This is a genomic window from Bifidobacterium callimiconis (assembly GCF_003952005.1).
Classification (GTDB): domain Bacteria; phylum Actinomycetota; class Actinomycetes; order Actinomycetales; family Bifidobacteriaceae; genus Galliscardovia; species Galliscardovia callimiconis.
In genome coordinates this window covers 1-13,082 of the sequence record NZ_QXGJ01000001.1, presented here as the reverse complement: position 1 = coordinate 13,082, position 13,082 = coordinate 1, and the positions used below count along the sequence as shown (strand labels likewise).

The 13,082-nt window shown below is 61.1% G+C and carries 12 protein-coding genes and 1 rRNA gene; 1 reads left to right on the top strand and 12 read right to left on the bottom strand.

What is annotated here, in order from left to right; genetic code table 11:
- Positions 1-8 precede the first annotated feature (8 nt).
- The 10 genes from D2E23_RS00065 to D2E23_RS00020 form a co-directional block, all read right to left on the bottom strand.
- Entirely contained in the window at positions 9-992 is a 984-nt protein-coding gene (locus D2E23_RS00065; RefSeq protein ID WP_126028999.1) for a phosphatidate cytidylyltransferase, read from the bottom strand.
- Positions 993-1,010: 18 nt separating this feature from the next.
- Positions 1,011-1,565 carry a ribosome recycling factor gene (gene frr, locus D2E23_RS00060; protein ID WP_126028998.1) on the bottom strand — a complete coding sequence of 185 codons (555 nt, stop codon included), beginning with the start codon at positions 1,563-1,565 and terminating at the stop codon, positions 1,011-1,013.
- A gap of 59 nt (positions 1,566-1,624) precedes the next feature.
- Positions 1,625-2,389, bottom strand: coding sequence for a UMP kinase (gene pyrH, locus D2E23_RS00055; protein ID WP_126028997.1), 765 nt, complete (start codon positions 2,387-2,389; stop codon positions 1,625-1,627).
- Between the two features lie 180 nt (positions 2,390-2,569).
- The gene (gene tsf, locus D2E23_RS00050; RefSeq protein WP_126028996.1) at positions 2,570-3,421 is read right to left on the bottom strand and encodes a translation elongation factor Ts; all 852 of its coding nucleotides are present in this window, start codon (positions 3,419-3,421) and stop codon (positions 2,570-2,572) included.
- Between the two features lie 98 nt (positions 3,422-3,519).
- The gene (gene rpsB, locus D2E23_RS00045; RefSeq protein ID WP_093961539.1) at positions 3,520-4,344 is read right to left on the bottom strand and encodes a 30S ribosomal protein S2; all 825 of its coding nucleotides are present in this window, start codon (positions 4,342-4,344) and stop codon (positions 3,520-3,522) included.
- 206 nt (positions 4,345-4,550) lie between these two features.
- Positions 4,551-5,030 (bottom strand): peptide deformylase, encoded by a 480-nt coding sequence (gene def / locus D2E23_RS00040; RefSeq protein WP_126028995.1) that lies wholly within the window; start codon positions 5,028-5,030, stop codon positions 4,551-4,553.
- A gap of 6 nt (positions 5,031-5,036) precedes the next feature.
- Complete coding sequence (locus tag D2E23_RS00035; protein ID WP_126029343.1) at positions 5,037-7,094, bottom strand: AMP-dependent synthetase/ligase; 2,058 nt, start codon at positions 7,092-7,094, stop codon at positions 5,037-5,039.
- Between the two features lie 78 nt (positions 7,095-7,172).
- The gene (locus tag D2E23_RS00030) at positions 7,173-7,673 is read right to left on the bottom strand and encodes a hypothetical protein (protein ID WP_126028994.1); all 501 of its coding nucleotides are present in this window, start codon (positions 7,671-7,673) and stop codon (positions 7,173-7,175) included.
- A gap of 246 nt (positions 7,674-7,919) precedes the next feature.
- Positions 7,920-9,353, bottom strand: coding sequence for a substrate-binding domain-containing protein (locus D2E23_RS00025; RefSeq protein ID WP_126028993.1), 1,434 nt, complete (start codon positions 9,351-9,353; stop codon positions 7,920-7,922).
- 224 nt (positions 9,354-9,577) lie between these two features.
- Positions 9,578-10,792: an NADP-dependent isocitrate dehydrogenase gene (locus tag D2E23_RS00020; RefSeq protein ID WP_126028992.1), complete on the bottom strand. Its 1,215-nt coding sequence runs from the start codon at positions 10,790-10,792 to the stop codon at positions 9,578-9,580.
- Positions 10,793-10,942: 150 nt separating this feature from the next.
- On the opposite strand from D2E23_RS00020, the gene D2E23_RS00015 reads away from it, so the two are divergent.
- Complete coding sequence (locus D2E23_RS00015) at positions 10,943-12,067, top strand: GuaB3 family IMP dehydrogenase-related protein (protein ID WP_126028991.1); 1,125 nt, start codon at positions 10,943-10,945, stop codon at positions 12,065-12,067.
- Between the two features lie 92 nt (positions 12,068-12,159).
- Here the strand turns inward: D2E23_RS00015 and D2E23_RS00010 are convergent, their stop codons facing one another.
- Together D2E23_RS00010 and rrf are read right to left on the bottom strand one after the other, a co-directional pair.
- Positions 12,160-12,768 (bottom strand): M23 family metallopeptidase, encoded by a 609-nt coding sequence (locus D2E23_RS00010; RefSeq protein WP_126028990.1) that lies wholly within the window; start codon positions 12,766-12,768, stop codon positions 12,160-12,162.
- A 186-nt stretch (positions 12,769-12,954) separates the two neighbouring features.
- Positions 12,955-13,071 (bottom strand): 5S ribosomal RNA (rrf, locus tag D2E23_RS00005).
- Positions 13,072-13,082: the final 11 nt, after the last annotated feature.

Genomic DNA, 13,082 nt, shown 5'->3' with positions numbered 1-13,082 from the left:
ACATCCTATCACAGGCCGGTCGCGGCCAGCGTGATGCAGATGAACGGAGCGGCCATGAGAATGGAGTCGACACGGTCCAGTACGCCGCCATGCCCCTTGAGCAGGTGTCCCATGTCCTTGATGCCAAGATCACGCTTGAGCATGGATGCACACAGATCGCCGAACGTGCCCACCACGCCGACCAGCACACCGAGCAGCACGGTCACCCACCAGCGGCTCGTCCAGACCGCCTGATCATAGGTGATCAGGAAGATGACCAGAGAGCCAAGGAAGCAGAACAGGATGGATCCCAGCAGACCCTCCACTGACTTCTTCGGGGAGATGCGTGGGGACAGCTTGTGCCGGCCCAGCCATGCTCCGAACACGAGTCCGCCGATGTCGCCCAGCGAGGGGACGAACACGAGGAAGAACGCGTGGGCCACCGGATGCTCCCAAGTCAGCGGCAGAACGATGAAGCACGCCAGGAACGGCACATACATCATGGTGAACAGCGAGACGCTGACATTCGTCAGACGGGCGACCTGATGGGACTCCGCATCGACATTGAATGACGAGAACTCACGCATCTGCGCGTCCGCGTTCGACAGTTTCGACGCGACCGCCATGGACACCCGGCGTCCTACCATGCTCAGCCGGGTCGAGGCGGTAAGCGCCACGACGACCAGAGCCACGGAAACGGTCGCCGACATCGCGGCGATGTGGTTGGGGAACGCGTAGGTGGAGACCAGCGTCACGGCGGACGCCAGCCACAGCGTCAACACCGGGATGCGGATGCCCACCGTCGCGAAATCGACGCGCAGCTCCCACAGTGCCAGGATCATGAAGACGACGACGAGGCCGACGAAGACATCGACGCTCATCAACAGGCTGGCCAGGATCAGTACGACGAGCAATGCTCCCGTACCGATGGCCTGCGGCATGTTCCTGCCGGTGCGCTTGTTGATGGAGTCGATGGCCTCCTCGGCCTCTTCCTTGCGTTTGGATGTGCTCATTGCAGCGTGTCGAGACGATCAGACCTCGAGGATTTCCTTTTCCTTGGCGGCAAACAGGGCATCGATCTCGTCGGTGACCTTCTTGGTCGCCTTGTCGAGCTCCTTCTGCAGACGATTGCCCTCGTCCTCGCCCATATCGCCGTCCTTGACCGCGGCCTCGATGGATTCCTTGGTCTTGCGGCGGATATTGCGAATGGCGACCTTGCCGTCCTCGGCCTTGCCCTTGGCGAGCTTGACGTATTCCTTGCGACGATCCTCGGTCAGCTCGGGCAGCGTGACGCGAATCACGTTGCCGTCACGGTTCGGGTTCACGCCGAGATCGGAGTCACGCAGCGCCTTCTCGACCGCGGATGCCTGGGACACGTCGAACGGGGTGATGGCAAGGGTGCGGGGCTCGGGAACGCCGATGGTCGCCATCTGCTTGAGCGGAGTCGGGGCGCCGTAGTAGTCCACCACGATGCCATTGAGCAGCGCCGGATTGGCACGGCCGGTGCGGATGCCCGCGAAGTTCTCCTTGGTGGACTCGACCGTCCTGCCCATCTGCGTGGTCGCCTGATCAACGATGGTTGCCATGTTGTCTCCTTATTGCCGGTACGCCATAGGCGTACAATTGAAATCTTTATGAACGAGGACTACTTCGTCTCGGAGTCCACCGCGCCGACCAGCGTGCCCAGAGGCTGACCGGTGAGCGCCGCGGTGACGTTGCCTGCGCCCTCGAGTCCGAACACGCGAATGTTCATGGCATTGTCCCTGGCCATGGACAGCGCCGAAGCGTCCATCACCGCCAGATTGTCGACAAGCGCGCGATTGTAGCTGAGCTTGGTGAACATGCGGGCCTCGGGATCCTTGTTCGGATCCGCGGTGTACACGCCATCCACACCGTTCTTGCCCATCAGCACCTCATCGCAGTGGATCTCCAGGGCGCGCTGGATGGACACGGTGTCCGTGGAGAAGTACGGCATGCCGGCGCCGGCGCCGAAGATCACCACACGACCCTTCTCGAGATGGCGGATGGCCTTCAGCGGAATATAGGGCTCGGCGACCTGGGTCATGTGAATCGCGGACTGGACTCGGGTGGCCTGTCCCTCCTGCTCCAGGAAGTCCTGCAGCGCGAGGCAGTTCATCACCGTGCCGAGCATGCCCATATAATCGCCGCGGGAACGGTCGATACCGGCCTGCTGCAGCTGGGCTCCACGGAAGAAGTTGCCGCCGCCCACGACGATCGCCACCTGCACGCCCTGTCGGACGGCAGCGGCGATCTCGGAAGCGATACGACGGACCACCTTGGGATCGATGCCCACATGGCCGCCGCCGAATGCCTCGCCGGAAAGCTTGAGAAGAACCCTGCGTCCGTTCTGACCGCCGCTATGCGTGTCATGGGAACAGTTGTCAGACATACCACACCTTTCGTCTGTGCAAAAACCGTATTTAATCGTAACCGTGAACGCTGACATCATCGGTACCGACACTACGAAAAAGGACGATCCCGCACAAGACGGAATCGTCCTCTCATTCACCGGACGGTTGTCGATGGATCACCGGCATCCGACGGTCGCGATGTTGCCGCGTGCGAAGGATCAGGCCTCCGCGCCCTTGCCGACCTCGAGACGGGCGAAGGCCAGAGCCTGGCCACCGGCCTGCTTGAACAGGTCGCCGACGGTCTTGGACGGATCCTTGACGAACTGCTGCTCCAGCAGCACGTTCTCCTTGAAGAAGGCGTTGAGACGACCCTCGACGATCTTCGGCACGATCTTCTCGGGCTTGCCCTCGGCCAGGGACTTCTCGGTGGCCACGCGACGCTCGGACTCGACGATGTCGGCCGGAACGTCCTCGCGGGTCAGCCACTTGGCATCCATGGCGGAGATCTGCAGGGCGGCCTCGTGAGCCACGGCGGCACCGGCCTCGTCGGTGGCGATCATGGCCACGATGCTCGGCGGCATCTCGGCGGACTTCTTGTGGGCGTAGATCTCCACGTGCGGGCCTTCGAGCTTGGCGAACTGGCCGAGCTTGACGTGCTCGCCGAACAGGGCGGCGGCTTCCTCAATGGCTTCCTTGACGGTGCCATCCTCGGCGGGGGCGGCCAGCACCGCCTCGGCGTCGGCGGCCTCAGCCTTGACGGCGTCGGCGAGGATGCCATCGGCGAACTCCACGAACTTCGGGGTCTTGGCCACGAAGTCGGTCTCGGAGTTGAGCTCGGCGGCGTAGCCGACCTGGCCGTTGGCGGAATCGACCACGGTGGAGGCGATGGTGCCTTCCTGAGCCTTGCGGCCCTCGCGCTTGCCGGCGGCCTGGATGCCCTTGGCGCGGATGATTTCCTTGGCGCGGGCGACGTCACCTTCAGCCTCGGTAAGAGCCTTCTTGACGTCCATCATGCCGGCACCGGTGTCTTCACGAACCTGCTTGATGAGAGCGGCAGTGATCTTTGCCATAGCTTGTTGTCTCCTCAGTACATAGGCGACCGTGTTATCACGGTCGCTACCATCATAAACATCAGCCGTCCCCTTTTCGGCGGACGGCTGAAGTCAGGTCACTCGGCCTTGGATTCCTCGGCGGCCTCGGCGGCGGGAGCCTCCTCGGCGCCCTCCTTCTTCAGCAGCTCGGTCTCCCACTCGGCCATCGGCTGAGCGTCGGCCTTGCCGTCGGCCTTGGCGCCGGCCTTGCCGGAACGCTCCAGCAGACCATCGGCCACGGCGTCGGCCATCAGGGAGGTGAGCAGCTCAACGGCGCGGATGGCGTCATCGTTGGCCGGGATCGGGTAGTCCACGAGATCGGGATCGGTGTTGGTGTCGACCAGGGCGACCACGGGGATGTGCAGCTTGTGCGCTTCCTCGACGGCCAGGGATTCCTTGTTGATGTCGACCACGAACAGAGCGGAGGGGGTACGGTTCATGTTGCGGATACCGCCCAGCTGCTTGACCAGCTTGTCCTTCTCGCGCTCGAGGAGCAGCAGCTCCTTCTTGGTCAGACCGGAGGAGTGAACGTCGGAGAAGTCCATCTCCTCGAGTTCCTTCATACGGGCCACGCGAGTGCTCACGGTCTGGAAGTTGGTGAGCATGCCGCCGAGCCAGCGCTCGGAAACGTACGGCATGTTGACGCGGGTGGCCTGGGCGCTGATCGCCTCGGCGGCCTGCTTCTTGGTGCCGACGAACAGCACGGTGCCGTTGTGGGCGACGGTCTGCTTGATGAAGTCGTAGGCCTTGTCGATCAGATCGAGGGACTTGAACAGATCGATGATGTGGATGCCGTTGCGCTCCATCAGGATGTACTGCTTCATCTTGGGGTTCCAACGGCGGGTCTGGTGTCCGAAGTGAACGCCAGCCTTGAGCATCTGGCTCATGGTGATCTGTGCCATGATATACCTTTCTTGTCGGTTCTTTCCTGGCCATGCGCGCCTGCGTGCAACTTCCAACGGGAAGCCGACCGACACAGGCCGTCGCCGACATGGCGCGTAATCACGTGCCGGTTAGGGAATACTTGGGAGGTCATCCACGTCTGCGACTACACGGATGACCAAAATGACACGCAAGTCACGATTATATCATGAGACACGCTGGAATGTCACCTGGAGCGCATGAGTCGCAACGCCTCGCGACGTTCCTCCTTTTCCAGACGATCGAGGTAGACATGGCCGTCAAGATGATCGCACTCATGCTGCAGCATGCGGCCCATAAGCCCCTTGCCCTCAAGCACCACGCGCTTGCCGTCCAGATCGATGCCGGTGACCCTGGCGTAGTCGGCGCGACGGGTCTTGTACCACAGGCCGGGAACTGACAGGCATCCCTCGTCGCCGTACTGTTCGCCGCTCGTCTCCTCGAGCACCGGATTGAGCACATAACCGATCCTGCCCTCGATGTTGTATGAGAACGCACGCAGGCTCACACCGATCTGGTTGGCGGACAGACCCGCACGTCCGGGATCGTCCACGGTCTGCAGCAGATCCGTCACCAGTCTCTCAATCGCCGGAGTGATGGTCGTGATCTCATCGCACGGGGTGCGGAGAACCGGGTCGGGAACCACTCTGATCTGCCTGATAGCCACGGGGCATTACTCCTTGTCACTCGTCTTGTCGGCGTTTTCGCCATCCTCCAGCGTACCGGACTCCCCCGCCCGGGCCTCCTGGTCCTCATCGAACGACTTGAGTCGTTTCGACACGACGTTCAGGGAATCGCCCATGCTTTTCGCCTGATCGATGACCGGCTCCAGACGCTCGCCGGCCTCCTTGATGCGGGGCAGCGCGTTCTCCTGCACCCTCTCCAGGAACTGGGCGGACGCGGTCGGCTGGGGACGCGAACCGGACTTCGGGGCATACAGCACCTTGTCGATCACCTCGGCATACCGCTTGAGCACCGCGGGACGAACAACCTTCATGCTCGGGGTGAGCGTGCCGTCATCCTGATTGAAGTCGCGATCGAGGATGACGAACTTGCGTACGGATTCGGCACGGGAGACCGTGGCGTTCGCCTGATCCACGTACTGCTGGACGAAGGCGCGTACAGCATCGCTGTCGGCGATCTCCTCCGGGGTCATGGAGCCATCGAGCCCCTGGGATTCCATCCACGAGGCGAGCATGTCCGGATCCAATGCGATCAACGCGGAGATGAACGGACGACCATCTCCGATCACGACGGCATGAGACACGATCGGACAGGTGGCGATGGTGTCCTCCAGCGGAGCCGGAGAGACGTTCTTGCCACCCGCAGTGATGATGATGTCCTTCTTGCGGCCGGTGATGAAGGTGAAGCCGCGGTCGTCGATACGGGCGAGATCGCCGGTGTGCAGCCATCCGTCGGGCTGCAGCACCTCGGCGGTGAGCTCGGGCTGACGGTAATAGCCCAAGAACACGCTCGCGCCACGGATCATAAGCTCGTCGTCATCGGCCAGTTTCACCTCCATGCATCCGGGAAGGCCGACAGAACCGATCTCATTCGCATCCTGGAAGTTCACCATGCACGGCGCCGCGGTCTCGGTCATGCCGTAGCCCTGAATGAACGTGATGCCGTCGAAGCCGTTGAAGAAATGCGCCAGATCGATGTTCAACGGAGCGCCGCCGCATGCCAGATACTTGAGGTTCGGTCCGAGCGCGGAACGAATCGAGGAGCCCACCGTCTTCATGTAGAACGCATGACGGATCCGGTCGGCCACCGAATGATGCCCGTTCTCCTGCTCCTGCTTCGACCACTGCACGAAATGGTTGACGGCATTGGCGAAGATTCGGCCGCTCATACCGGTTCCGGCCTTCTGCGATGCGGCGTTGTACACCTTTTCGAAGACTCGGGGCACACCGAGCAGATAGGTGGGCTTGAACCCGCGCAGATCCGCCAGCAGATGCTTGGCGCCGGGAATATAGCCGACCACGCCATGGGAACCGATCGCCACGTACTGGATGTACCGGGCGAAGCAGTGCGCCAGCGGCAGGAACAGCAAAAGCCTGCTGGGCTGGTAGAGCATGTCGTTGAGCACCTCATAGCCGTTGAGCACGGTGTGGGTGAAGTTGCGATGCGACAGCATCGCCCCCTTCGGCTTGCCGGTGGAACCGGACGTGTAGACGATCGTGGCAAGATCGTCCGCCCTGACGCGGGCGATGGCCTCGTCGAGATCATCGTCGTTCACCGACTTGCCGAAGTCGGAGATCGCGGCAACGCCGTCGGCCTTGAAGTTGAACACGTATCCCAACGAATCGTGATCCTTGCGGATCAGCTCCAGCGTCTGCGCGTGCTCATGATCGCCGGCGAAGGCGATTCGCGGCTCCACATCCTCGATGATGTTCGCCGCCTGCTTGGCGGAATCGGTTTCGTAGATCGGCACGCTGACCACGCCGATGGCCGCGCACGCAAAATCGACGACACCCCATTGGTAGCAGGTGGGCGAATAGATCACGATGCGATCCCCGGGGTGAACGCCAAGACCCATCAGGCCCTTGGCGACCCCACGGACCGCATCGAGCATCTCCCCCGCCTTGACATCATGCCACTGTCGTGACTCATCCTGCCACTGGGCGATGAGATCATCCGGATCCCGTTCGACCCTGTGGGCAAGCAGCGAATAGATCGTGTCCTTTTCCGTGGTGGGATGAATGACATCCACCGAATATTCACGCAGCATAGGCACCATCATAGCTTCACCGGCGTCGATGGCGCCGCATCTTCGTGCAAGGAAACCGGATCGAGGAGAGGAAGCCGATCAGCCGAAGTCCAGCACCGTGCACAGCCAGCGACCGCCCCTGCGGCGCAACACCAGACTCACCCGGTAGTCGTCATACCCCACCGACAGGCCGACGCACGCATCGAAGCAGTCGCGGTTGACCACGGTGCCGAACAGATATGTCGGCACCGACGGCATATGCCGGTGCAGCGGCCCCTCGTTGGCGTCGCCCTGCACGAGCTGCGAGAAGTACAGAATGCGGTCAAGGCTGTCATTGGTGACGAAGCGTTCCAGCATACGTCCGGGAAGACGGCCACGAATGACATCGGCTCCCAGACATGCCAGCCGGCACGCCTTGACCGCGAGATCCATGCTTTCCTGGATGCCGATGTCCTTCGGCACGAGGCGGCTTACCCTCATACGGACGCCGCCCTCCGCATTCTCCCCATAGAAATTCGGAACGACAAACGAAAACGCCATGTCTTCTTCATTGAAGCGTGAATTGAATTGCTCTGCCGAATCAGGCTCTTTGCCCTTCATCTCGGTCCTCCTTTATAGGGGGATTTACACGCAAGCGGAACTGCCCGTGCATCCCCCTTCGTCCACAGATTGCCCCCTTTGCCGGTCTCGGTCAACTCGCGCTTCATAAAATGTGGATAAATCTCAGGATATTTCCGTGCTTTGTCCGCAAGATCACATTTTCGCGGGCGCCGGCGCGCCGTCAACACCCGCTTCGGACCGTCGATTCATTACCGAACAACACGACGTCTAGTAATGAATCGACGATCAGAGCCCGGCGTCGGCGGCGCTGATGTACCCCGCGTCGATCAGAGCGCTCTTGAGATTGCTGGCGGACACGCTCTGCAGCGACAGATGAATGGTCGGCACCTGCGTGCCGTTCATCTCGGTGGTGCCGGACAACGACAGGTCCTTCACCGACGTCAGCTTTCTGTCGTCGTTCAGGGCTACGCTCGCTGTGGCGATGGCCTTCGCATAGTCGTCACGACGTTCCAGACCGGTGCTCCACTGCTGGCCGTTGACCACCGCGGCAAGATTCGACGGATAGGCGCCGTATCCGGTCACGATCGGCCATGCCGGATCATCCACGACCGGAGTGCTCTGATCATCACCGGACGTGTCTTCAGCGCCGTCCGGCTCCTCCGTCTGCTCGGATTCCGTCTTCTGGGGCTCGGGAACCTTTTCCTTCTTCAGATCCTTGTTGCCGGCGATGTTGTCGACGATGCCGCCGATGGTGATCTTCGGGTTGATGTCGGCCGCGGTTCCCTCATAGCCGAGGTCCGCGAGCGCGGCCGTGGCTCCTGAGGCGACCAGGTCGTTCATGGCGAGGACTCCGTCGATGGGCTGATGGGTGTGGGTGTCGGTTTTCAGTCGGGTGGTGAGTGCCGCTTGTGCGGAGTCTTTGTCGGTTCCGGTGAAGGTGATCTGGTTCCAGCTGGTTTCGTCGCTGGTGGTGTTGAGGAGGCCGGATGGACTGACGGCGGCTCCGGTGGCGAAGTAGGGGCCGAGGACTTCCCATATGCCGGCGAAGGCTTCCTGGTCGGCGGTGTCGTCGCCGTTGGAGGGGAGGAGGATTTCGATGCTTTTGGGGTTGTCTTTAGTGGCTTTGGAGAGGACGAGTTTGTCTGCGAGCAGGGATGCCTGGGTGTGGGCGATTTCCCGGATTGTGGACATGCCGACGTAGGCGTCGGGGGTGTAGCCGTCGATGGTGTTGGATACGAGGATCACGTGGATTCCGTCGTCTTTGGCTTTGGCGAGGGCCTGGGAGAGGCTGGCTGCCTGTTGGGCCTGGGTGGTGTCGTCGCCGGTGGTGTCGTCGGTGGATGTCCGTAGGGTTTGGGTGATGTAGTCGCCGTATTGGCGGGTGGTGTCGTCGGGCTGGGCGACGGGTGCGATGATGATGGTTGCGGGTCGGTTGTCGTCACGGTTGTCGATGTAGTCGGTGACGGCTTTGGTTTGGTCGTCGAGGGTTTTGGATTTGACGGTTGTGATGTCCTTGTCGGAGAAGCCGTCGTCGTTCAGAGCGTTTTCGAGGGCGGCGCTGAGTTTGGTCCATTTGTTCAGCGGGGTGCTCTGTGAGAGGGTGATGCCGTCGTTGGGCAGGAGGATTGCGGCCTGTCCGGTGTCGGTGGTTGTGGAGGCCGTGGTGGTTGGTGTGGGGTCGGGTTGTTGTTGGCCGCAGGCTGTGAGAGACCATAGCATTGCCGTTCCGGTTAGCAGCGCGATGATTTTCGCACCCCAATCGTTCCTTCCGCGCACAACATCACTTCCTTCGGTAGGACCCGGGTCATCCCGTGTCTGTCAAAGCTGGCTATGGGCATTCTAGGGCATTTTCCCGACTCGGAACAATGAATGCCGGTCGGCATTGTCTGTCGACCGGCATTCTGGTGTCGTGCTGATCAGCGGGGTCGCTGGTCGGGTGTGTCCTAGGCGAGGGCCTTGGCGAGTTCCTCGTCGAGGGCGTCCATGAAGCCTTCGGTGTCGAGCCATGGCTGGTCGGGGCCAATGAGCAGGGCGAGGTCCTTGGTCATGCGGCCGGATTCGACGGTGGATACGATGACGTGTTCCAGGGTTTCGGCGAAGTGCGCGACTTCCGGGGTGCCGTCGAGCTTGGCGCGGTGCTTGAGGCCGCCGGTCCAGGCGTAGATGGAGGCGATCGGGTTGGTGGAGGTCTTTTCGCCCTTCTGCCAGCGACGGTAGTGGCGGGTGACGGTGCCGTGGGCGGCTTCGGCTTCGACGGTCTGCCCATCGGGGGTCATGAGCACGGAGGTCATGAGGCCGAGGGAGCCGAAGCCTTGGGCGACGGTGTCGGACTGTACGTCACCGTCGTAGTTCTTGCACGCCCATACATAGCCGCCGTGCCATTTCAGGGAGCTGGCCACCATGTCGTCGATCAGACGGTGCTCGTAGGTCAGGCCTTCCTGTTCGTAACGTTCCTTGTATTCCGTTTCGAAGATCTCGGCAAACAGGTCCTTGAATCGTCCGTCGTAGGCCTTCAGGATGGTGTTCTTGGTGCTCAGGTATACCGGGTAGTGGCGGAGCAGGCCGTAGTTGAAGCATGCGCGGGCGAAGCCCTTGATCGACTCGTCGAGGTTGTACTGGACCTGGGCCACGCCGGAGCCGGGATAGTCGAAGACGACGTGTTCGATGGGCTCGCTGCCGTCCGCGGGGGTGAAGGTGATGGTCAGACGACCTTCTCCGGGAACGCGGAAGTCCGTGGCCTTGTACTGGTCGCCGAATGCGTGACGGGCGACGACGATCGGCTTGGTCCAACCGGGTACGAGTCGGGGAATGTTGGAAATGACGATCGGCTCGCGGAAGATGGTACCGCCGAGAATGTTGCGGATCGTGCCGTTGGGGGACTTCCACATCTTCTTGAGTCCGAATTCCTCCACGCGGGCCTCGTCCGGCGTGATGGTGGCGCATTTGACGCCCACGTGTTCGCGCTGGATGGCCTTGGCGGCGTCGATGGTCACCTGGTCATCGGTGGCGTCGCGGTTTTCGATGCCGAGGTCGTAATAGTCGAGATCGACGTCAAGATACGGCAGGATCAGACGGTTCTTGATGTCCTTCCAGATGACGCGGGTCATCTCGTCGCCGTCGAGTTCGACGACCTTGCCTTCGACTTTGATTTTCGCCATGAACGTTGCTCCTTTTACTCAAGGCACGATCATTGATTGGGTCACAATGACAGTGTCCTTCATACCGGATTCATGTTTCGTTCGTCGGAAACGTCCATAAATCGTAAGATTCGCACTTTTCCGTCGCTACGCCGCATTAGCCTAGGATGCATGACTCAAGAGACTGAAATCGGCCTGGGAAAGTCCGGCCGCATGTGCTATTCGCTGGATGATGTCGCCATCGTCCCCTCCCGCCGAACCCGCGATCCCGAGGATGTTTCCACCTCCTGGCAGGTCGATGCCTATGAGTTCGACATTCCGGTCATCGGTGCACCGATGGACTCCGTGATGAGCCCGAAGACCGTGATCGAGCTTGGACGGCTCGGCGGCCTGGGAGTGCTTGATCTCGAGGGTCTGTGGACTCGTTACGACGATCCCGAGCCGCTGCTCAAGGAGATCGCCGAAGCGCCCGCCGAGGAGAGCACGGCTCGCATGCAGCAGTTGTACACGGCTCCGATCAGGGCGGACCTGATCACGCAGCGTCTGCATGAGATTCGTGAGGCCGGGGTCACCGTGGCCGGTGCTTTGACTCCGCAGCGTACGCAGGAGTTCTATTCCACCGTGATCGAGGCCGGTGTTGATCTGTTCGTGATCCGTGGCACTTCGGTCTCCGCGGAGCACGTCTCTCGTACGCATGAGCCGTTGAACCTGAAGAAGTTCATCTATGAACTCGACGTGCCGGTGATCGTCGGTGGCGCCGCCACCTATCAGGCGGCACTGCACCTGATGAGGACCGGTGCCGCAGGCGTGCTGGTGGGCATTGGCGGCGGCGCTGTCTCCACCATGCGCACGACGATCGGCATGCACGCTCCGATGGCCACCGCCATCGCCGACGTGGCTGCCGCGCGCCGTGACTACATGGACGAATCCGGCGGCCGTTACGTGCACGTGATCGCCGATGGCGGCATGGGAACCTCCGGCAATTTCGTCAAGTCCTTCGCTCTTGGCGCGGACGCCGTTATGCTGGGCGTGCCGCTGGCCCGTGCCACCGAGGCCCCCGGCCATGGCGAACATTGGGGAGCCGAAGCCCGTCACGCCGAACTGCCGCGCGGATGCCGCTACCATGTCGGCACCGTCGGCGACATGAACCAGATCCTATTCGGGCCGAGCGACCGCACCGATGGCACGATGAACTACATCGGCGCGCTCCGTCGCGCGATGGCCTACACCGGCTACATCGATGTCAAGGAATTCCAGCGCTGCGGCGTAGCGGTGACCCCCTACGAGCAGATCTGATTTTCCTGAAATCGTTTCGTGATCGTACATGGGAACGGCTGTGATGCCCGTTATTGCGGAAATGCATCACAGCCGTTTTCGTATGTATACGCTCATGAATTGTCATCTACGGGTTTCAACGCGATACGCTGCGGCCTGACCGCGTGCTCGGGATTCCGATACTGCCGCTTCCCTTGGCGCAGCCCCCAGTGAAGACAATTCCCGTCGCAATGATCGGAATGCCCATCGACCCTGCCGAAGGACTCCCCTTTCCGTAATATCGTTCCGACCGGCAACATCGTCGTTGCTGGCTCATAGGTTGTCGATATTCCATCCCCATGATCGATGGTCAGCACATTCTTCCCACCGACCTGTCCGGCGAACGTCAATATCCCCGATGACGGCGAAAACAATTCCGTTCCCGATGACGCTTGAAGATCAAGGCCGCGATGTCCGGCAAGCCAAGGTTTCGGTGGATTGTCAAACCGTTGAACAAGATTCGGATTCCCTTCAACCATGATCGGCCAGCCGAACCCCATCCCGCATCCCATCGTCGCATATGCAAGATCCCCGTACGGGAAAGCAGCGAATCCCATGAACGTCAGCATAACGAGCAGCAATCCGGTAACCAGATTTCTTCGTTGCCGTTGCCGTTCACGATCTCGCCCCCGCAGCAATCGGAACAGCCGCATTCGACGATGATCATCGTTGTTCTGAGTCATGGTGTCCTCCTTGAACCGGTAGTTTGCCGCTATTCAAGAGAACCGAATATGTTTCGTACAAACCAGAATCCTCGACCAATGTGGTCGAATGGACCCCACCCGATACGACAAAGGATCAGCGGGAAAGACAGGTATACATAAAAAAATCCCGGTGATCGTGTCGATCACCGGGCTTATAACGTTTTGATGCGGTGGTGTGCTACTCTCCCACACCCTGTCGGGTGCAGTACCATCGCCGTGCCAGGTCTTAGCTTCCGGGTTCGGAATGGGACCGGGCGTCTCCCCTGGGCCATGACCGCCGCAAAACCTTGAAA